This window comes from Nostoc sp. DedQUE05 (assembly GCF_034530955.1).
Lineage (GTDB): Bacteria > Cyanobacteriota > Cyanobacteriia > Cyanobacteriales > Nostocaceae > Nostoc.
This window is the reverse complement of sequence record NZ_JAVRCB010000041.1, coordinates 1-21,403: the sequence shown is the minus strand read 5'-3', so window position 1 is coordinate 21,403 and position 21,403 is coordinate 1. Positions and strand designations below refer to the sequence as shown.

Annotated in this window: 20 protein-coding genes and 2 pseudogenes; 9 read left to right on the top strand and 13 right to left on the bottom strand. The window is 40.5% G+C overall.

Translation table 11 applies throughout. From position 1 onward, the window contains the following. The first annotated feature begins 94 nt into the window (after positions 1–94). Both bchI and RMZ42_RS25870 read left to right on the top strand, forming a co-directional pair. The gene (gene bchI / locus RMZ42_RS25875; RefSeq protein WP_322674103.1) at positions 95–1,219 is read left to right on the top strand and encodes a magnesium chelatase ATPase subunit I; all 1,125 of its coding nucleotides are present in this window, start codon (positions 95–97) and stop codon (positions 1,217–1,219) included. 172 nt (positions 1,220–1,391) lie between these two features. Next, positions 1,392–1,688: a hypothetical protein gene (locus tag RMZ42_RS25870; RefSeq protein WP_322674102.1), complete on the top strand. Its 297-nt coding sequence runs from the start codon at positions 1,392–1,394 to the stop codon at positions 1,686–1,688. Between the two features lie 117 nt (positions 1,689–1,805). Here the strand turns inward: RMZ42_RS25870 and RMZ42_RS25865 are convergent, their stop codons facing one another. Together RMZ42_RS25865 and RMZ42_RS25860 are read right to left on the bottom strand one after the other, a co-directional pair. Further along, entirely contained in the window at positions 1,806–2,900 is a 1,095-nt protein-coding gene (locus tag RMZ42_RS25865) for a DNA polymerase beta superfamily protein (RefSeq protein WP_322674101.1), read from the bottom strand. Positions 2,901–3,218: 318 nt separating this feature from the next. Beyond that, positions 3,219–3,452, bottom strand: a complete 234-nt coding sequence (locus RMZ42_RS25860) for a Nif11-like leader peptide family natural product precursor (protein ID WP_322674100.1) — start codon at positions 3,450–3,452, stop codon at positions 3,219–3,221. 546 nt (positions 3,453–3,998) lie between these two features. Here RMZ42_RS25860 and rplU point away from each other — a divergent pair. Beyond that, positions 3,999–4,406: a 50S ribosomal protein L21 gene (gene rplU / locus RMZ42_RS25855; protein ID WP_289800080.1), complete on the top strand. Its 408-nt coding sequence runs from the start codon at positions 3,999–4,001 to the stop codon at positions 4,404–4,406. Positions 4,407–4,435: 29 nt separating this feature from the next. After that, complete coding sequence (gene rpmA / locus RMZ42_RS25850; protein WP_099099325.1) at positions 4,436–4,732, top strand: 50S ribosomal protein L27; 297 nt, start codon at positions 4,436–4,438, stop codon at positions 4,730–4,732. 202 nt (positions 4,733–4,934) lie between these two features. On the opposite strand, the gene RMZ42_RS25845 is transcribed toward rpmA, so the two are convergent. The 6 genes from RMZ42_RS25845 to RMZ42_RS25820 form a co-directional block, all read right to left on the bottom strand. Next, positions 4,935–6,734 carry an iron uptake porin gene (locus RMZ42_RS25845; protein WP_322674099.1) on the bottom strand — a complete coding sequence of 600 codons (1,800 nt, stop codon included), beginning with the start codon at positions 6,732–6,734 and terminating at the stop codon, positions 4,935–4,937. Positions 6,735–7,674: 940 nt separating this feature from the next. Then, positions 7,675–7,803 carry a hypothetical protein gene (locus RMZ42_RS25840; RefSeq protein WP_322674098.1) on the bottom strand — a complete coding sequence of 43 codons (129 nt, stop codon included), beginning with the start codon at positions 7,801–7,803 and terminating at the stop codon, positions 7,675–7,677. Positions 7,804–7,850: 47 nt separating this feature from the next. Further along, positions 7,851–8,717 (bottom strand): GNAT family N-acetyltransferase, encoded by an 867-nt coding sequence (locus tag RMZ42_RS25835; protein ID WP_322674097.1) that lies wholly within the window; start codon positions 8,715–8,717, stop codon positions 7,851–7,853. 410 nt (positions 8,718–9,127) lie between these two features. Further along, a complete protein-coding gene (locus tag RMZ42_RS25830; RefSeq protein WP_322674096.1) occupies positions 9,128–10,864 on the bottom strand; it encodes a diflavin flavoprotein in 1,737 nt (578 codons plus the stop codon). 260 nt (positions 10,865–11,124) lie between these two features. After that, positions 11,125–11,637, bottom strand: coding sequence for a phosphate-starvation-inducible PsiE family protein (locus RMZ42_RS25825; protein WP_322674095.1), 513 nt, complete (start codon positions 11,635–11,637; stop codon positions 11,125–11,127). Between the two features lie 122 nt (positions 11,638–11,759). Further along, positions 11,760–13,490 carry a diflavin flavoprotein gene (locus RMZ42_RS25820; RefSeq protein ID WP_322674094.1) on the bottom strand — a complete coding sequence of 577 codons (1,731 nt, stop codon included), beginning with the start codon at positions 13,488–13,490 and terminating at the stop codon, positions 11,760–11,762. A gap of 219 nt (positions 13,491–13,709) precedes the next feature. Here RMZ42_RS25820 and RMZ42_RS25815 point away from each other — a divergent pair, with 219 nt between their 5' ends. Together RMZ42_RS25815 and RMZ42_RS25810 are read left to right on the top strand one after the other, a co-directional pair. Next, complete coding sequence (locus RMZ42_RS25815; protein ID WP_322674093.1) at positions 13,710–14,651, top strand: 1-aminocyclopropane-1-carboxylate deaminase/D-cysteine desulfhydrase; 942 nt, start codon at positions 13,710–13,712, stop codon at positions 14,649–14,651. A gap of 108 nt (positions 14,652–14,759) precedes the next feature. Continuing rightward, positions 14,760–16,535, top strand: coding sequence for a GmrSD restriction endonuclease domain-containing protein (locus tag RMZ42_RS25810; RefSeq protein WP_322674092.1), 1,776 nt, complete (start codon positions 14,760–14,762; stop codon positions 16,533–16,535). Positions 16,536–16,583: 48 nt separating this feature from the next. Here RMZ42_RS25810 and RMZ42_RS25805 read toward each other — a convergent pair whose 3' ends face one another. The 5 genes and pseudogenes from RMZ42_RS25805 to RMZ42_RS25785 form a co-directional block, all read right to left on the bottom strand. Continuing rightward, positions 16,584–17,741, bottom strand: coding sequence for an IscS subfamily cysteine desulfurase (locus tag RMZ42_RS25805; RefSeq protein WP_322674091.1), 1,158 nt, complete (start codon positions 17,739–17,741; stop codon positions 16,584–16,586). Between the two features lie 5 nt (positions 17,742–17,746). Next, complete coding sequence (locus RMZ42_RS25800) at positions 17,747–18,373, bottom strand: restriction endonuclease subunit R (protein WP_322674090.1); 627 nt, start codon at positions 18,371–18,373, stop codon at positions 17,747–17,749. Positions 18,374–18,480: 107 nt separating this feature from the next. Next, entirely contained in the window at positions 18,481–18,960 is a 480-nt protein-coding gene (gene bcp, locus RMZ42_RS25795) for a thioredoxin-dependent thiol peroxidase (protein ID WP_322674089.1), read from the bottom strand. Positions 18,961–19,115: 155 nt separating this feature from the next. Beyond that, a pseudogene (locus RMZ42_RS25790) lies at positions 19,116–19,322 on the bottom strand (WD40 repeat domain-containing protein); the annotation flags it as partial. Between the two features lie 138 nt (positions 19,323–19,460). After that, positions 19,461–19,532, bottom strand: a pseudogene (locus tag RMZ42_RS25785) (4-Cys prefix domain-containing protein); the annotation flags it as partial. Between the two features lie 11 nt (positions 19,533–19,543). Here RMZ42_RS25785 and RMZ42_RS25780 point away from each other — a divergent pair. The 3 genes from RMZ42_RS25780 (at position 19,544) to RMZ42_RS25770 (ending at position 21,287) form a co-directional block, all read left to right on the top strand. After that, positions 19,544–19,681: a hypothetical protein gene (locus tag RMZ42_RS25780; RefSeq protein WP_322674088.1), complete on the top strand. Its 138-nt coding sequence runs from the start codon at positions 19,544–19,546 to the stop codon at positions 19,679–19,681. 56 nt (positions 19,682–19,737) lie between these two features. Then, positions 19,738–20,643: an FAD-binding domain-containing protein gene (locus tag RMZ42_RS25775; RefSeq protein WP_322674087.1), complete on the top strand. Its 906-nt coding sequence runs from the start codon at positions 19,738–19,740 to the stop codon at positions 20,641–20,643. Between the two features lie 215 nt (positions 20,644–20,858). After that, positions 20,859–21,287: a hypothetical protein gene (locus tag RMZ42_RS25770; RefSeq protein WP_322674086.1), complete on the top strand. Its 429-nt coding sequence runs from the start codon at positions 20,859–20,861 to the stop codon at positions 21,285–21,287. Positions 21,288–21,403 lie beyond the last annotated feature (116 nt).

The following is a 21,403-nucleotide window of genomic DNA, read 5'->3' as shown; positions in this document are numbered from 1 at the left end:
CCTGCTCCCCTACTCCCGATCTTCACATTCCCCCATGCCCTACCTGTGTCACAATAAAGAACTGTAATAAGAAAAATATTGTTAAGGTAATTTAGTGAGTCCAACTGCTCAATCCACGGCAAGTGCGCGTCGCGTAGTATTTCCTTTTACGGCAATTGTGGGCCAGGAAGAAATGAAACTGGCGCTGCTATTGAACGTGATTGACCCCAAAATTGGGGGTGTAATGATTATGGGCGATCGCGGCACCGGGAAATCCACAACTATCCGGGCGCTGGCGGATCTGCTACCAGAAATTTCTGTGGTTGCTAATGACCCCTTCAGTAGCGATCCTAGCGACCCTGACTTGATGAGCGATGAAGTCCGCCAACTGTTAGAACAAGGGGCGGAGATTCCCGTAGCTCACAAAAAAGTCCAAATGGTAGACCTGCCGCTAGGAGCTACAGAAGACCGAGTTTGTGGCACAATCGACATCGAGAAAGCTTTATCTGAAGGTGTCAAAGCTTTTGAACCGGGACTACTGGCAAAGGCTAACCGGGGCATTCTTTATGTGGATGAAGTCAACTTACTAGATGACCACCTTGTAGACGTGTTACTCGACTCCGCTGCTAGTGGATGGAACACTGTAGAACGAGAAGGTATTTCTATTCGTCATCCAGCGCGTTTCGTGCTTGTGGGTTCTGGAAACCCAGAAGAAGGCGAACTACGCCCCCAACTGCTCGATCGCTTTGGGATGCACGCAGAAATTCACACAGTCAAAGAACCAGCTTTGCGGGTGCAAATCGTAGAACAACGGGCGGATTTTGACCAAAACCCGCCAGTATTTCTCGAAAACTATAAATCCCAGCAAGAAGCATTACAACAGCAAATTGTCAATGCTCAACAGCTTTTGCTAGAAGTGAAAATTGACTACGATCTGCGGGTGAAAATTTCTGAAGTCTGTTCAGAACTGGATGTAGATGGTTTGCGGGGTGACATTGTTAGTAACCGCGCTGCCAAAGCGTTAACAGCTTATGAAGGACGCACTGAAGTTACAGTTGATGATATCCATCGTGTAATTACGCTATGTTTGCGTCACAGACTGCGGAAAGACCCTTTAGAATCGATTGATTCTGGCTATAAAGTTGCCAAAGTTTTTAGCCGCGTCTTTGGCGTCGAACTACCAGAAAGTGATACTGCACAAAAGAACGGCACAGGTCAAAAATTAGGAGCTAGAGGTTAAAAGTTAGGAGCGGAGCCGGAAACGCTCCGCCTCCGATGAAGAATTAATAGTTAAGAGTTTTGAATGGAAAGCTGCTTCATATCTCACAACTTTAATTCCTCAATCAGCACTGACTAGATATAACTCTTAACTCTTAACTCTTAACTCCTAACTCTTAACTTAGTACTGAAATATGAGATTTTGGTCTTTTTGGTTCAACAGCTTTGTTTTATCTAGTCAATACAACCCGCCCAGGTTTGTAGAATTATTAATGCTCTTATTAGCGATCGCAATGCTGGCAATAGCCAGTGTTTTACCTGACATACCCTATTTAATATTAGGCTTGAGCTTAGTAGTTGGGGCATCTATTTCCATCTTAGTGCGGGAAGCGATCGCCCCCTCACCCCAAACACGAATTACCCAACTAACAGCATCCCTATTACTCATCATCAGCCTCTATGGCTTTGCTGATTTAATGTACACTCTTTAAAATTTGTCATTTGTCATTTGTCCTTTGTCCTTTGTCCTTTGTTATTTGTTATTTGTTTTTTTTAAGCACCAATAACTAATGACTAATGACTAATGACCAATGACCAATGACTAATGACTAATGACTCCATTTTTGCATTTCCACCAATTCCATACACAAGTTATTAATTTGCTCCAGATCGGGTTTATGAGGTAGGGCAGATTGTTCGCAAATAACTTCCATTTCGGCGACCAAATCTTCTGCTATTTTCATTACCTGTTCATAAGAATACTCACCTTTTAAAATAGCTTTTAAATCCTCAACATCACCAGCTATTCTCCTATCTACAATCACTTCACCTCGCCGCAATATTTCTACTCCACTGCGTAACAATCTAATGCAGTGCATTCCATGTTTAAGGTCAAAACCCGATTTTCTTTCCATTTCTGCCCTAGCCGGATTTCTATTTTCCTGCCAAGATAAGTAAGCCTTCCATTCTCTTAAAGCTATTTGATAGCTTTGGCTTTTCTGAAGCAGACGGATAAAATCTTTACGGCTATTGGTTAACTTTTGGGTATATTCCAAAGTTTCATCGGGTAAAGTATATTGTTTTAATACTCCTTTAAAATCAATATCTGCTGTCAGCAATTGATATAATTGTTCTGCTTCTTCTAAAAACTCAATCCGTCCTCTGATTAAGTTATAAAGATACTCCAAAAAAGCATTTAGCTCATCTTTGCTCAGAGGCGCTTCGTCTTCTATAGCGAAGTCAGATGGTAGCGGTTTTTTTTGCGGTGGCTTTAACAACCACTTACGATGAGTTTCCATCTTTTTGATTTGGGCAAAGGCATAACCAGTGTAAGTATGTTTTACCTTCTTGCTCAAAAATAACTGTTTACGATCTATTAAATGCTGTCCGACTGCGTTTAAAAAAGGATAGTTATTCAACCAAAGCAATTCTAAAACATTGGGATTTGCGCCTGCTAATAACTGGAGGATTTTTCTTAATTCATATATAACCGTGTCTTTGTTACCATCAATGAATGGAAATATTCCTGGTTCATCCCAACCAGTATCTTTTTGTTCTATCCGATCGAATCCCAAATAGTACCTTTTGGGCGCAATAAATACTCCCCGATAATCAAAGTCGGAATCAGGACGATTTAAACCATAGCCGTGGCTACCAGCCAAACCAATTAAAATAGTTCTTTGCTCAACTTCTATTCTTTTCATATCACCTGATTAAAATATAGTCATCCTAACTCATGAGTTAAGCAGGTGGCGAGATGGAGAGTAGAGAAAGGATTTTTAACTCTCTTCAGATATTACATAGATACTGTCACAGCATAAATAAAGCTGACGATTGGTACATAACAGCTCTACTTAATCATTTGCAAACAATAAAATCCCCGACTTCTCTAGGAAATCAGGGATTTGAGCCTTGTGTTTAACAAGAATTCCCCTAAAGGAGATGATGCAACAGTATCCCCTTGAGGAGCAAAACTTGTCAATTTCAGTTGTTTCTATACTTTCGGTTTCCTAGAACAGAAATTATCTAGGATTAATGTGGCGTCTATTCCCCCATCCTGGGTTGACAATGGCAGCTAAATCTTCTTCAGATAATTTGCTGATTTCACTATCCAGTTCTTTGGCGTCGAAATCATAGCCACGCTCTTGAGCAATTTTGATGAAGGCTTCTGGATCGGCTGTTGCTTTGAGTCTTTGCTGTAACGCTTGATCTTGTTTTACAGCTTCAAAAAGTCGGGCAGCATTTTGCTGTGTCATGACAATCAATCTCCTGTTTGAAATATCAGGTTTGAATGTGATAGTTTCACTCTTGAGGATTTACTAACTTTTGTAAAGAATTTCTAGATGAGACACCGTATATCTCATCTTAAAACAAAGAAGAAAAATGTGTTGATTTTGATAAAAAAATATAAGTTTTAAGCTAATACTAACTAATGTTAATTTTTGACAGATTCAGCCCTAAGATAGTAGCAATTTTTATCTAAAAAATATTTATTTTGAGTTTTGATAAATACAATTTCCATTCGTGCAAGTGGGCTATGTCTATACTTATGACGACAGTTGGCTAATTTCTCCCCACCCTTGGAAAATGAGCGATCGCACAGAGTAATTAACTGATTTCTCATCTTCAGGCTGACCAGATAGCAATTTAGAGCTTGACTTGACGTGTATTAATAAAATAGTATGTTAGATTGTCTGTCTAATTCCTGCTCGGATCAGGTAGACATATTACAAAGGCTGGCAAAAGCATCTCTACAGGAGATAAAAACCAGCTACCTGTACGGCAACCTCAAGGACAATTCCATGACCTACGCGATTATTGAAACTGGCGGCAAACAAATACGAGTAGAGCCAGGGCGGTTTTACGACATTGAACTGCTGGCGATCGAACCAGATGAAAAAGTTACAATAGATTCCGTATTACTCGTGCAGCACGATGGCGAAGTCACCATTGGACAGCCATTAGTAACAGGTGCGACTGTAGAAGGGACTGTAATGCGACATTACAGAGGTCGTAAAGTCCTGGTATACAAAATGAAGCCGAAAAAGAAAACCCGCAAAAAACGGGGGCATCGTCAGGAAATTACCAGACTTATGATTGATTCCATCACCCTCAACGGTGCAGTGTTTGCTGCCCAAGGAGAACCGGAGAAGGAAACCCCCGTTCTAGATAACACTGCTGCTGAAGAAGTTGAAACCGCTGCTGAATAATAAAAGAAGTAGATACACAAGAGGAAATCATGGCTCATAAGAAAGGAACAGGTAGTACACGCAACGGTCGTGATTCTAATGCCCAACGTCTGGGTGTCAAACGTTATGGCGGTCAAGTTGTACGTGCAGGAAACATTTTGGTGCGTCAACGCGGCACTAAATTCCACCCTGGTAACAACGTCGGTATTGGTAGCGATGACACTTTGTTTGCCTTAATCGACGGTGTTGTAATGTTTGAGAGAAAGGGCAAAACTCGTAAAAAAGTTAGTGTTTATTTACCCATAACTGCTGCTGAGGCAGCTCCTGCTGAAGCGGTAGCAAGTTAGAGTATTAGGGTGGACATTTTGCTGTTGATGCCAAATTAAGAGACCTCTTGCAAAATATATTTTTGCACTCTTAGGGAAAAGGTTAAAGGTTAAAGGGAAAGGATTTTGAGTTTCTTTACCCTTTCCCCCTGCCCCTTATCCCCAAAGGGGGCCCCACCTTCCCCCTTACCCTTTACCCCGCTTGCGTCACGAAAGCGAACTACTAGAAAGCAAAAGTAGTGCGAAGTGCGCCTACAATTGCTGTGTCATTAGCACTAAAGCCTTCCGGGCTAAAGATGAAATATACACCAGGGGTAATGGAGATATTGTCATTAACCCGATAGTTATAAAATGTTTCTAAATGATAGGGAGTCGCGTCTTCTGGACGAGAAGCAACTCCGGCGACAGATTCTCGGTAAAGCGGCTGTCCAAAAATGACGGCGGCGGTGTTCCCTTCATGGAATATATCTCTAAAATGCAACCCAGCCGACCAGCTACTAAAGGTTGTAGAGGCATCTACATTCAAGAGATTAGCAAAAAGCAATGCACCTGATAGTGACAGGGATGTTTTCGGCGCAAACCGCCACGTTACTGTTGCACCTACAGAATTTACAGTGATTGGCTCATCAAGAGTTGCTAGTGTAGCGTCACCACCAAACCTCGCCAGTTGTGCTGCATTGGGAGTAAATCGAATAGAAGCAATATCAGCGCTGCCCAAGCCTGTACCTAAAATGTTAATTGTGTGGTAACTGTGTGCATAGTTGATGCCGATATCAATAGTTGAGATTGGTTTGAGGGTCAGTTGTGCTGCGATCGCTTGTGTACCGTTAAAGACACCTGCTCCTAAAGGTGTGTTCAAAAGACCGCGATCTTCTGATATTGGAGCCGAACCACTACCATAAATCACTCCAAGTCCGACTTGTTTTGAAGGATTCCACAAGAAACCAGCACCCGCTAATAAACCCGTACCAGAAGTTCCTCCTGTAATTCTGACTGCGGCGTTATAACCTGCAAATCGAGAGATTGCACCTTGGCTATCGCTGGCGTAAGGAGTGATTGCTGGAAAAACATCTGTAATCTCTGCATTGGTTCCAGCAAAGACAACGAATTTCTGAGACAACGGTAAAACATAAGCTAGCTTGTAAACACTAACTGAATTTGCTCCACCGTCAGGTTGTAATGTCTGGGGGTTAAAACCAGGAAATTGAGGTTCAAAGCTTAACTTGGTTGAACCTGCGCCAAGAAAGCTTGAATTTGGTAATAATTGGCCTTGAATGGTTCCTCTTTCATAAAATGAACCGCTCGATCTGAAGTTGTAAGCTTGAAGTCCAACAATCAACAAATCACTGCCGTTAAAACTGCTGGTAAGATTGAGCCGGACGCGATTATTGAAGGCTAATTTAGCATCTTGGCTGCCTGGTTCTCCACCTGTCGCTGTGGACAAAGAAAAAATCGCTTCGCCATTAAGTTTAGTTGTGGTAGAAAACTGTTGTTTCTCTAAGGTAGCTGTGCGAGGTTCTAAGGCATTTACTCGACCACGCAATGTTGCAAGTTCAGATGTAAATTGTTCTTGGAGTTTTTGGAGAGTAGTTAAATCTTCTTTCTTAACTAAGTCACCAGTGCTAGTAGCAATCAGTTCGTTGATTCTATCTAAGCAAGCATTCAATCCCGCAGCAAACTCATAACGGCTTAAGGCGCGATTTCCTTTATAAGTACTGTCAGGATATCCCACAATGCAACCGTAACGTTCCACTACCGATTGCAGTGCAAGAAAAGCCCAATCTGTTGTCTTAACATCAGATAATTGAGATACAGAGTTTACTTGAGCGATCGCATTCGATTCTAAAGAATTAAAATTAGTTGAAACTCCGCTACTGTTGTCTTTGTCTGCGCTCTCAAAATTGTTTACATAATTTTCAGCAATTGATTGAGCAGTTGCAGGAGATGCACCCAGCGAAATTAAAGCAGTAAGTAAGCACAGCCAACTGACTTTTTTGGTACACATTAACTTGTAGTAATTCACACCCGTTCCTCACACACAAAAGAAAACACCACTGTTTGTTGCGAATACTGTATTATTCACAAGCTAAAGCTAACTTGCTAAAGCAAGCTATCAAGAATTAAATACTCTGTTTGCTGAAAGTTTCCCGATTAAATACGCGAATTGCTGCCGTACAAAATTTCTTTGTACGTAATTCATATAATATCTAAGCCAATGTATGGGCTTAGAGTAGTTGCAGCTTTTATCAAGTTCAAAATTGCAATTTTAACAATTACTTAGTCGTTAGGAAAGACTTCATTGCTTGAAAAACTACTTTTTGAAATTTTTAAACTACTTAAAGTTTATAGATACACTATAGTTTTGATAAGTGGTACTTTACCATATATTTTTTACAAAAATAAACACTTTTAAAGTTTTTGCTTTTGAGGTATATAAAAATAACATTAAAGTATTATCTAAGATTATAAGAAATAAATTTTTGATAATATTAAAATATATAACGCGATCGTTCGTGCAATCAATAATGAGTTGATAGCGATTCCCAGTTAAGTGATGTACAGATAATATTTTGAAACGCAGAGGGACGCAAAGTTAAGCGCAGAGGGACGCAAAGTTAAGCGCAGAGGTATGCAGAGATTTGTACCTCAGCAGACTAGGAAATGCTATATTGTCAGGCGAAACAATCTAGGACTTACGCACTATACAAATCAACCAAAACGTGTATTAGGGTATTTAGTCTTTTCAGAGGCTTCAGATAACCCTGATTTATTCCGACATTTGCGATCGCTGGATGCAAAACATGGCTAAAATACCCAAATTGTGTTTAGTACTTATGTACGATGCGTAAGTCCTACAATCGTATTTTCAGCCAAAACAATGCCATTGCAACTCTAAAAGACTTGTGTGTATACCGTAGCTTTACAAAGAAAGAGGTATTGTTAGACAAGAGTGAACAGTCAGATTAATAATAGCTGCCAGATTTCCGATGTTCTAAAGCTGTGACACCATCATTTGCCAACACTTCACCGCGATCGATGACGGCATAAATTAACCATCGATCGCCACATTCCATTTGCACTTTGTTGACCATTGTTACAAATGTGCTGACTTAGTTTAGTGGTTGCAGCAATAGGCAATTTAATAAAGTATTGAAGGTAGAAATGTGCCTACTGGCTCGTTGTACAGTCCCATACTCATCAATGTCATTGGTCGAACTATGTGCAATCCTTTCTCTAAGCACCAGTGCAATAACTCAGTATTGCGCGTTGGCAAGAGAAATCCTGATTCGGAAATTGCTGTTGCAGCGCTCAGTAGTGCTTTGAGGTCTTGATTACTTTGTGCAACTGCGTGTCCATCCAAGCCAAGTACAGTTATGTATCCTGTAATGCAACCGTTATGTTCAACTACTGTAAGCGTTTGCTGCTCAATTGCATCAAGTAATTCGATCTGGCGAACATGACCATGAACTTGAAAACAGAGTTGGTTGCAGATATCGATATCTGCTGCGGTTGCTTTACGAACCACATAGCCTAAAACTTCAAGTTGAAGCGCCGTACCTTTTAGGACTGCAAGCGGTTCTCGCACACGAAATCCGAGTTTAGTATATAAGGATAATGAACTACTATTATAAGCAGCTTGCACTAATCTGACACCTGCAAACTCTTGCTGCCGTGCGTAATCTAAGACGTATTGCATGAGATGCCTACCAATTGAACGTCCTTGCGTTATGGGGTTAACAGATAGCGGCCCAATTCCAGCAATTGCCCCATTATTCCAGAGGAAATTACTGCCCACAATATGTCCATCTAGCTCCGCTACAACCGAGTAAACATTTTGACGTTTAAGTAGAGACGAAAACGATTTAATTGTAGCTTCAGGAGAAGCCCAGTCTGTGGTAAGATTATATCGTTCATCGAGGATCTTAAACGCTTGGTAAGAGATTGAACCGCACTCATGAGCATCTTCAATCCTTCCCTCTCGCAAAATGAAGTTTGTGCTTTTCATAATAGGTATACTAGCCGTTTCAAGATAGTAAACTACTAAAGGGAGATGCATGAAAAAAATCAGAGGCAAAATAGAAACGTAGTGCGAGATTTATTAATAAAGATATGGCTGCGGCAAGACTTGTGTGTACACCGTAGTCTTAAGAGCAGAGAGGAATGAAAGTGAGGTTTTCCAGATCCCGTGAAACAATGTCATTGTCGATCAAAACAATGGCATTGTCAGTCGAAACAATGCCATTGCAACTTTAAAAGACTTGTGTGTACTTGACTTTTCACGTTATTTAGGAAAGCCCACGAAAAACCTAACCCCCTAACCGCCAACTCGTCGCGGGAAGGGGGAAAATTCAAAGTCTCTCTCCTTTTAGGAGAGAGATTTAGAGAGAGGTTTTCTACATACTATAAAAAGTCAGATTAATAATAGCTGCCAGATTTCCGATGTTCCAAAGCCGTGACACCATCATTTTCTAACACTTCACCGCGATCGATGACGGCATAAATTAACCATCGATCGCCACATTCAAGCTGATTTTGCACTGTACATTCTAAATAGGCTAATGCCTCATTCAAAATCAAACAACCATTATCAGCAGTTTTTGTGTCAAGATTTGCAAAAGGATTATCGCCTAAAGTGCTATGACGAGAAAAATAACGTCGGACATTTCTTCCTTCTTTGAGGATATTCAGCACAAATTTATCGCCAGGATGATGCATTAACTCTGCATTTTGCTCGTTAGCGATCGCAATCATAATTCCTGGCGGGTTAAAAGTTGCCTGAGATACCCAAGAAGTTAAAACCCCTTTGTGAGTTTCTTCATCACGAGTTGTCACAACACACAAAGAACCAACGATCCGCCCCACCGCTTGTTCGGTACGATCTACATGGGTTTCTGTTACAACCTGACGAGAAGTCCGCAGTTTTTTGGTTTTCTTCAAGTTTTGGGCAAAGGAAGCACCTGCTTCTTGACACTGCTGAAGAATCTCAGGAGTAGGACTGAAACGCACCCGAAGTGTTTCAAATCCTAGTTGATAATTTGCATCTTTGAGCTTGCTTTCTATTAAATCTATTGCCTCGCCACTCCAACCGTAGGAACCAAACACCCCTGCTAATTTAGTTTTAGCCGCCACTGAGAGGACTATTCCTAAAGCTGTTTGAATTTGAGTCGGTGCATGTCCGCCTAATGTGGGTGAGCCGATAATCAAGCCATCGCAAGTTTCGACAATGCGGTTAATCTCGGCAGAATCAGCTAATTCACAGTTGATTGATTCTACATTAACTCCATTTTGGATCAAACCTTGAGCGATCGCATTCGCCATAATTGCTGTATTTCCATAAGCAGAAGCGTAAAGCAAAGCGACACTCAATTCTTGAGATTTTTGTCCTTGACACCATTGACGGTAATCATAAGTAAAACGGCTGAGGCTGTAACGGACAACTGGGCCGTGTGCTGGGGCATAACATCTGGCTCCCAAAACCGAGATTTTATCTAAAGCTACTTCAACTTGTTTGGCTTGGGGCGCATGGAGAGATTCAAAATAGTAACGACGTTCCGCATCTAATCCTTTCCAATCTTCATCAAACAAAGTATCTTCGCAAATATGAGCGCCGAAAAGTTTATCTGTGTAGAGAATTTTCGTTGCAGAATCATAAGTGCAAAGTCCATCGGCCCACCGGGGAGTTGGTACGGTGACAAATGATAGCTCGTGTCCTTGTCCTAAATCTAGAGTATCCTGCGATCGCATCGCTTGAATAGGTGATTCAAATTCGGGAAAGGCAGTTTTGAGAGCATTGGCGGCGGGACGAGAACAAATGAGAGTGGCTTGAGGAACCAGAGAGAGTAATACTTGCAAAGTTGCTCTGCGGTTCGGATTGACATGACTGAGAACAATGTAATCGAGGGAGATGAAATCTAGATGTTGTGCTAGTTGCTCAAGGTAAATTTCGGTAAAAGACTCGCCGGGAGGGTCAATTAAAGCCTTTTTATCAGCTTGAATCAGATAAGAATTCGCTGTAGTTCCCCGTTGGCGGGAATATTCAACTTCAAATTTTAATCTGTCCCAAGTCCGCGATCGCAAAATCAGAGTATTTTTACCAATTTCAGCAACTTGTACATCTCTGCTATGGTTGGGCATTAATGTGGCAGCAGACATAATAACCTCTCTTAATAATGGGGAATTGGGAATTGGGCATTGGGGAGGCAGTGCGGTCTTCTCCCAAGGGGAGACGCCAAGGGCGATGGGGTCTCCCCCTTCGGGAGAGCGAGTTCCTCTTTGTTGAAACAACAAGACCGGACTCGCTCACCAAGTGGAGCAACTGCCGTCATTGGGCATAACAGAAGATTCAGACGCGATTAATCGCGTCTCTACCCACTTCCGTTCGACTACGCTCACGGCAAGCCTACTTCCTATTTTTAATGACCATTGGTTTGTGTTAGTTCAGACTTTGCTCGGCTTCTATAGCGTTTAGATACTTCTTGTTCCGGGTCGATACCTTCAAAAGTTGGGGGTAGCCAAACTCGCAGGAATAGTAGAACTCCTAACACTAATAAAAAGGCACAAGTTGCTAAAACTTGACTCCAACTTGTTTCTAAAACACCTTTAACAATGACTTCTCGCAATGCGGAAACGATAGAAACTTCAACAGCTACTCCAATAGATACTCGATGTTCTTGTAGGTAAATAATCAGCAGTCGGAATAGCTCAACTAAGATAAGTAAAAAGAGAATATCGGCAGTAACAGCATGAAAATCTAAAGGTGGAAGTAAGGAGAGAAACATATCTCTCACCTGAAGCACCATGAAGCTAAATAAACCGATACACAAAGAAATTACAATTACATCTTGGATAAATTCCAAGCTTCGGACAACGCGCCCACGATTAATTTCGTACATTGTAATCGGGGTATTTTCAACAGATTTATACATAGTTTTTAGGAGACGCGATGAATCGCGCCTGTACTAGAGTGGGTAGAAACGCGATGAATCACGTCTGTAGGGAGCAGAGGAGCCTAATGACAAATGACCAATGACCAATGACAAATGACAATTTAGTAATGATTGCCAATTTTCCGGTGATGGGCGGCTGTAAGTGCATGTAAGTTGGCAACTCTTCCAGTTTGGACTGTGCTATAAATTACCCAATGATCTCCACAATCCATACGGCTAGTAATTTCACATTCCATGTAAGCTAGCGCTTCAGCTAAAACGGGCGATTCATTTTTAGCTGGATATGTTTTCACTCCCGCAAATCTATCTGCGCCAGGAGCAAAACGTTTGAGAAAATGTTTCATTAATCCTTGATATTTGCCTTCTTCTAAAACATTTAAAACAAAGCGATCGCCAACGTGCATCAAGGATTCAATTGCCCGATCTTTGGATACTGCGATCGCTACTCCCAAAGGCTCAAGACTGGCTTGTGTCACCCATGAAGCCAACATCGCACTCTGAATTTCTCCTTTTTTGGCAGTGATAATGTATAATCCTGTGGTAATCCGCCCTAGAGCTTTTTCTAACTCGGTATTGATAGATTTGATTTGTTTTATGGTGCGATCGCGGGTTAACCATTGACCCATATCTGTCCCCGCTTCATCACAAAGTTGTTCCGTTGCTTGGGTAGGAATTTCCTTAACTAAAATAGGTGGAAAAGCTTCAGTTAATCCCAGTTCTTGAAACTTATTGCGTAACGGGTAAATTGGTTCATCTTCTCCTCCTCCCGACTCTAATAAACCAATTGCTTGCTTCTTGTGAACAGCAGCCAAAATTGTACTTAAAGCAGCTTGAATCATTACCGAAGATTGGGGTGGCATTGCAATTACTAAACCAGAAGCTTGTGCAACTAATTCTCGAACTTCTTGAGGTTCTGCACTATTGAGGTCTACTAATTCTATTGCTACACCTGTTTTTGCGCATCCATGTGCAATGTTACGGACTAAATGTTCGCTATGCCCATAATCTTCAACATAAAATAGAGCCACTAAAGTCTCTGTTTTTGCTTGTTCTAAGCTCCAGTTTTGATATCGTCCCAGCCATTCGGAGATATAGTTTTGTAATAAAGGGCCATGTCCCGTAGCAACAGTTGCTATTTCTAACTTTTCAATCCGCTTTAAAGCTGCCAAGACAGACCGGGCATTAGGCCCCATGAGACAATCATAGTAATATTTAAAATCTTCCTCAAGTAAAGTGATATTTTCATCATAAGTGTGATCATCACAGTAGTGCATCCCAAACACATCGCAAGTGTAGAGTGTGGAAGTTTTGCGATCATAGGTAAAGATTGTGTCAGGCCAGTGTAAGTTAGGTGCAGAGATAAATTCTAGTTCGTGTCCGTTGCCTAAATCTAAGCGTTCTCCACTTTTCACCTGCATTGATTTAAAAGGCTGGTGAACCATATTTTCTAAAAATTGAATAGCTACCTTTGCACCAACAACAGTAATGGAAGGAGCTAATTCTAAAATATCTTTCACTAAGCCACTGTGGTCTGGTTCTGTATGGCTAATAATCAAGTAATCTATTTTAGTTGGATCGATTAATCCCGTCACTACCTCAAGATATAATTGCTCAAACTTGCGGTGAGATGTGTCAACTAAGGCAACTTTTTCTCCTTGAATTAAGAAAGAATTATAGGTTGTACCATTCCGTAAACCGAACTCGATATCAAAACGTTCTCTATCCCAATCGAGACAACGTATAGCAGTTGTTTGAGGAGCAATTTCGACAGTTTCAATCGTCAAACGTCCAGGATTGGAAATAACTTGAGTAAGCTGTGTGAGTGCAACCATTTCTTTTCTCCAAAAGAATATTATCTGGAGCGAGCGTTATGTTTCCTATATTTACCTGAAACACTCAATTAGTAAAATGCTAATTTCTAAAGCTAATCATTAGAAAGATTTATTCATCATTTAGCTTGACTTACCATTGAATTACTCAATGTTTATCATTATTTTTATATTCGATAATGAACGTGAGAAAATGCAAATTCTAAGTTAGAATCTTGACAGATGTCGTTAACCTTTATTACTCCTCCTCTACAGCAAATCAACAGCGAAATCGCCCGTCACGCTGGTGTTGAACTGTATGTGCTACGCCTGGATCTCATGCACCCGTGGGTTAACGGCAATAAGTGGTTTAAGCTGAAATACAATCTTTTAGAGGCCAAAAAGAAAAATTTCACAACACTGCTAACCTTTGGCGGCGCTTATTCCAATCACATCTATGCAACTGCGGCGGCTGGTAATCTTTTCGGTTTTCGCACCATCGGCGTAATTCGTGGAGAGGAAAGGCTACCATTAAACGCAACGCTGAGTTTTGCTGTACAACAGGATATGCAGCTTGTGTATCTGAACCGCGAAATGTACCGACAGCGCAACACACCAGCGTTAGAAGAATATCTACGACAAAGTTTCGGTGAGGTGTTTATCATTCCCGAAGGTGGGAGTAATTTAAATGGTGTGCGCGGCTGTACAGAGATAGTTAGTGATGCGACGATCGCATTTGATCGCATCTGCGTAGCCTGCGGTACAGCCACCACACTAGCAGGTATTGCGCTTTCGTTGCATGAAAGACAAAGAGCGATCGCTTTTCCCGTATTAAAAAAAGGCGCATTTCTTGCACAAGAAATCGAAAGTTTGTTGACAAATTACCTCGCTTCTGATTTACCCACACCATATAATTCTCCTGCTTCCTGGGAATTGGTATGTAATTATCATTTCGGCGGCTATGCAAAAGTGAACGACGAGTTAATACTGTTTAGCCAACAGTTTACACAGGAACATGGCGTACCCCTCGATTACGTATATACCGCCAAAATGTTTTACGGAGTGATGGATTTACTACAGCAGGGATTTTTTTGTAGAGGCGATCGCTTGTTGCTAGTACACACAGGCGGCTTACAGGGCAATGTGGGTATGGAAGAAAAGTTGCAGAGGTTTTCTAAAATCTGAGTTGCCACTTAATTAAATATCAGTTACCTTTGTATGGAATTTTACTGAACTAAGTGAAATTTACACATCAATCTTGATATTTACTCAACGTTAGGTAAGGTTAATTCAATGTTTACATCTACTGAACGCATAAAGCCGGATGCTCAGACTATTCCTCTCTATTTGGAAAATCTTCTCTCACATAAGTATCAAATTCCAACCTTTCAAAGAGATGTTGTCTGGGAAAAAGAGAATGTTAAAAAACTTTGGGATAGTATTTATAAGTTTTATCCTTTAGGAAGTATTCTAATTTGGAAAACTAATACAAAGCTAGAAAGTCATAGAGAAATAGGTGGTATAAAATTTGATGATAATTTTTACTCTAATGAGTATCAGTACATTTTAGATGGACAACAAAGAACAACTTCTTTATTAACATCAATACATGGGGGTAATATTGCTAATAACGAAAATTTTGATCCAACATTATATATAGATTTGACTATTGAACTTACTGATGCAACTGATGACACAAGCTATACAAAAAGGTTTTTGTTTTGGGACGAAATCGATGATAGAAATGGTCAACTAAAAGCAAATATTGGAAAAAAACAACGTTATCAAGATAAACTAATTGTCAGCTTAATAGATATCATTAAAGATCGTGGGGAAATAGAAAGAAATATTTATACGAGTGTTAATGGAGAATTCGATCATCCTTACATGCAACAATTTAGGAGAATTAGAGAAGTTTGCGCTAATTACAAAATTTCCTTTATTGAGTTACGAGGTATTGAAGTTGCGGAAGTTTGTCAAATATTTGAGCGGATTAATCAAGCTGGTAAACCCTTGGATATCTTTGATATTGTGGTTGCTAAGACCTTTCGTTCTGAAAATAAGACAAATAATATCTCTGGATTTTATCTTCGTGAATTATTTGATAAATTTAAACAAATTATTTCTAGCAGTCAATATGCCAATATTGATAATTGGACATTGCTACAGATGCTAGCTGTAGTGGTAAAACTTGAATTTCCCGAAGCTGGGATACAAAATATTACTGATATGTATCTTAATAAGCTAAAAACAGAACATATTGAAGCTGTATGGTCTAATTTTAAAATAGCCGTTGCTAAAACTTGTGATTTCTTTGATAATATTTTGCATATTAAAGGTGGAAGATTAATCCCTTACCGATATTTTTACCTGACTATTACAGCATACTTTTATCGGAATGAGAAACCAGATTATAGTTTTTTAAATAAATATTTTTGGTATTATAGTTTTCATAATGCAGATTTACTAACAAACACTACACACCTCTGGGAACATATATACTTTGTTAATCAACAAAAGGTTAATAGTACTTACTCATTCAATAAGTTTGATATTGATAAAAATTCGCTCAGGAAATCTTTCTACAGTTATAGAGGTCGCTTATCCAGAGCAATCCTATCACTTTATGCAAACCACAAGCCGCAAGATTGGGCAAAACCTCATAAAGATGTTTTGTCTAATGTTTATTATTTGTTAACAGATAAGCCTAACTTACACCATATATTTCCAGTTAATTTTATTAAGCAAAGTGGCATTGCTAGTCAAATAGAATGTGACAGCTTGATGAATATTGCCTATTTGTCTCAAATCACTAATTTGAAAATTAGCGATAAAAATCCATTAGATTATCTCAAAGAATATGACGAGCCTGGTTTAGAGGCAGTGCTACGCTCTCATCTTATACCGACGATCATTCTTGAATGGTCAAGAGCCGATGCACTTCCAGAAAACGCCCTAACTATTTTTATTGAAGAAAGGGTAAACCTCTTATTAGAGGCTTTGAGGCTGAAGTTAGAAGGAATTGAATTTAATGTTTTTGATATGGGGAATCGCACAGATAATATTTAGTTTTAGAAAAGCGATTGTCTAAAAAAGAGGCTCTGCTGGCTTTTATGCTTACCGTTTATTTTGTAAACTTTGAATGGTAGCGATCGCATGTTTCGCCACAATATCAATCTCCTCTTCTGTATTAAACCTGCCAATGCCAAACCTGATCGAGGCATAAGCTAGCTGTTGGGGGTGTCCCAAGGCTGTGAGAACATGGGAAGGAGCAGTATTTGCCGACGAGCAAGCAGAACCAGAAGATATAGCCATTACTGGCTGCAATCCCAGCAAAAGCGCGGCTCCATCCACTCCCTCAACACTGATACTCAAGTTTCCCGCCAATCGCTGTTGAGGATGTCCGTTGAGATGAATTCCTTCAACTTGCGATAGCTGTTCCCATAATTTTTGTCTTAACTGGGTGAGACGTTGGGTTTCTGTCGCTTGTTCAGCCAAAGCAATTTCTACAGCTTTCCCAAAGCCGACAATTTGCGGTGTATACAATGTACCAGAACGCATCCCCCGCTCATGTCCGCCGCCGTGCTGCTGGGGAGCCAGTTGTACTCTGGGGTTGCGTCTGCGGACGTATAGCGCTCCAATGCCTTTAGGCCCATATACTTTATGTGCTGTTAAAGACATCAAGTCAATTTTCATCGCTTGCACATCTAAGGGAATTTTACCAATAGCTTGGGCGGCATCGGTGTGGAAAATGATTTGGTGTTCATGGCACATTTCCCCAATTTCGGCTATTGGCTGTAACACGCCAATTTCGTTATTTGCAGCCATCACCGAGACTAAAATCGTTTCAGGACAGAAAGCTTTTTTTAACTCAGTTAAATCAATCAATCCATCTTTTTGCACAGGGAGAATAGTAATTTCAAAACCAAGACTTTTTAAATAATTACAAGGATCGAGAACTGCATTATGTTCAGTGGCAATAGTAATAATATGCTGACCTTTTTTAAAATAAGCTTCCGCAACACCTTTTATAGCTAAATTATTTGCTTCAGTTGCACCACTCGTAAACACAATTTCTTCTGGTGTGGCGTTGATTGCTGCTGCTAAAATTTCTCGCGTTTGTTTCACAGCAGCTTCTGCTTCCCAACCATAAACATGACCGATACTTGCTGGGTTGCCAAATTTTTCTGTGAAGTAGGGAATCATTGCTGCTAATACTCGTTCATCTACGGGTGTAGTAGCGTGGGAATCAAGGTATATAGAACGAATAGACATAATTATTAACTCAAACTTTGGTTCAAATTTTTTAATACGCTTAGAACTTGATACAGTTCATTTTTTCTCCTCAACAGCGTAAATTCATCAGACAATGCATACTTTGGTATATTTTGTTTAGCCACTTTTACAAAAATGAAATCACTACCATTTGTTACTAATCCAAAAGTAGGTTTGTCTTGACTAGGATTAGACAATATAGAAGCGAGTGCTTGGGGTATGGCTTCTAAAAGAGAAAAACTAGCCCTTTTAGATTCAATTACTAACAACCACAACTTTTCTTGAATAACTAGAACATCAATATGTCCTTTAATAATTTCTTCTTCTTCTTCCAAGGCAATTTCAATAGATTCTTCAGTAGTGATAAAAAATGGCTCTTGATAGAATCCTGCCAAGTCTAATAAAGGAGATAGCACTATCATCTTAACTGCACTTTCTAAAAGCGGTGGGTGTTTTACCAATCTCATAAAATTAGTTTTCACCCTGTCTAGATATTGCTTTTCTATATCTGTGATTTCTGGAAGAGTGTCAAACCACTCTGTAAAAAAATCTTCATTTTCAGCTTGTTGCAGACTAAACTTTGCTTCTAAATCAGCAAGGCTGATATTATGCGCTTGGATGACTTGAACCATAATATTATTCAACTGGATATATTACTATCTAACAGTTTGAGTTGTTACTTCGATGATAACGTTACTGGTTTCGACATCGATTTGACCAATCTGACTCATTTTGGATTTTACGTGGCTGCTAATTCCCGTAATTTAGTTAAAACTGCTTGAGCATGACCTTTGGTTTTTACGTTGGGCCAAGTATAGACAATAATTCTATCAGGTGAAATTAGAAAAGTTGACCGAGCAACACCCATATATTCTTTACCCATAAATTTTTTCAATCGCCAAGCGCCGTAGGCTTCGATTAAAAGATGTTCTGGGTCGCTTAAAAGGGCGATCGACAAGTTATGTTTGCTGATAAATTTACAATGGGATTTACCCAAATCTGGACTTACACCTAAGATTTTTGCTCCCAGTGCGCTGAAGTCTTGATACAACTCGGTGAAATCTTTCGCTTCGGTGGTACAGCCCGGTGTATCATCTTTGGGGTAGAAGTAGAGGACAACCCACTGACTGCTGAGGTCGTCGAGAGTGACTAAATTGCCATTTTGGTCAGGAGTGGAGAAATCTGGCGCTGGTTGTCCGACTTGAGGAATGTTGCTCATGATGGGATGTGAGAGATTGTGTAGGCGTAGGCCGCCCTTATATCGCTTTAGAATTGTACATATATTGAGCGAGCGAGTAATCTGATTTGCTCGTGTGATGAATTTATCGGCAGTGTTCAGATTGGCGCCAATAAGTCTGTGTTCTTAGTTTGAAGCTATTGTATTCGCCATACTTTGATTGTAGAGTCCCGACTACCGCTAACTAGGGTTTGTCCGTCTGGGCTAAATACCAAAGATGTAACAGCATCTGAATGCCCAGTGAAAGTATAAATTTCTTCACCAGTGCTTAAATTCCAAAGTTTAATCTTTTCGTCACTACTGCCACTAACCAAAGTCTGCCCATCTGGACTTATTGCCACAGATTTCTTCTCTTCCTTAAGAACTTTTAAAACTTTGGGTATATCACTGCGATCTCTAACTTCATAAATGTCACCGTAACCACCTTTATCACTCAGTAAATGAGTTACCCGATAGCGTCCTTCTAATAGCAATTCAGAGCCACAGCTTTGACAGTGCAGTAGATTATCAGGGTTGTCAGTATTTTGGCAGTTAGGATTGATGCACAGGCTCATCGTCTTGAAAAGTGACAGATTTATCTAATATTTTAGCTTTACTTACTGAGAACCTGGAGAAAATAGGCATCAATGCGATCGCACTCATTCATCTTTGCTTAAGTTCTCTCATCAGAGTGAGAGCGATCGCTTATATTTATTCGCGATAATAATGACTTAACCTACAGGTATTTTTGTTTATCTATTCTTATTCTTCAAAGTTCACATGCCTAAAGATATGCAACGCCAATTTACCAACCGCGATGAATTGGTAGCCTACCTGCGCGAACAATTCCCAGGTGCAGCAGAACGCGATAACCACATCAGCGAAACTGTGGGGGGACGCAAAGCGGCAGAAACAGCGCTGCAAAAAATCGACCCCCTTCGCTACGCCCAAACACGTAATTTCTTCGCAGGTGCTATCACGCGACTTTCGCCTTACATCCGCTATGGCGTTTTGAGTTTGCGAGAAATTCGAGATTATGTCCTCAATCACGTACAGCAACAAGAGGATGCTACGAAACTAATTAACGAATTAGGTTGGCGCGACTACTGGCAACGGTTGTATATGAAGTTGGGGGATGAAATCTGGAAAGACCAGGAAGATTACAAAACTGGTTACACTGTGGGCGAGTATGCGCCCGAATTGCCACAAGATATCAGAGAAGGAATTACGGGCAGAGTTTGCATTGACAGTTTCAGTCATGATTTGAGAGAAATTGGTTATCTACATAACCACGCCCGAATGTGGCTAGCTGCTTATATTGTTCATTGGCGGCGTATTCGTTGGCAAGCTGGAGCCAAATGGTTTCTTGAGCATCTTTTAGATGGAGATCCTGCTAGTAATAATATGTCATGGCAGTGGGTTGCTAGCACCTTTAGTCAGAAACCGTATTTTTTCAACCGTGAAAACTTAGAACGCTACACCAAAGGCATTTATTGCCAGAAATGTCCCCTTTACGGTCATTGTGATTTTGAAGGCAGTTATGAAGAATTAGAACAGCGACTTTTTCCCAAAGGCGAATTTAGCAAACAAGCGAATAGCCAAAGTTGGCAGCGTGATAAAAAAGGGAAGAGGAGCAGGGGGAGTGGGGAGCAGAGGGGCAGGGGGAGCAGAGGGGCAGGGGAGTAATGAGTTATGAGTAATGAGTAATGAGTAATGAGTTGGAGCAGGGGGACAAGGAGGAATTATTGAACAAGTCTCTCCCAAGTCTTCCCCCTCTTCCTTGTCTACCTTTGTCTCTTCTGCATACCCAATTCCCAATGCCCAATCCCCAATGCCCCATAACAAATGCCCCATAACAAATGCCCCATAACAAATGCCCCATAACAAATGACAAATGACAAATGACTAAACCAATTGTTTGGGTACATGGAGATTGCCTCAGTCCAAATAATCCCGCATTACACAAATACTCGGATGTTCCAGCTATCTGGGTTTGGGACGAGGCTTTGATAGAAGAATGGCAATTGAGTCTTAAACGTCTGACTTTTATCTACGAATGTTTGCTAGAGTTACCTGTTGTTATTCGCCGTGGCAATGTGGCACAAGAAATTTTAGCTTTTGCTCAAGAACATGATGCCAATTTAGTTGTCACAGCCAATAGTCCCAGTCCCAGGTTTGATGATATCTGTAATCAAATGGAGCGTTCTATAGCAGTGGAAGTGTTAGAGGTAGAACCGTTTTTTGGCTATGACGGCTATATTGACTTGAAACGGTTCTCGCGCTATTGGAAAGTGGCGCAAAATTATGTTTATCAAAAGCCTTCGCCCTAAATGTCTCTTATAAATTGGGCTACGGTGTACATACAAGTCAAATTACCCCCCTTAATCCCCCCTTTACAAGGGGGGAAACAAGAAAATCTAGTTCCCTCCCCTTTATAAGGGGAGGG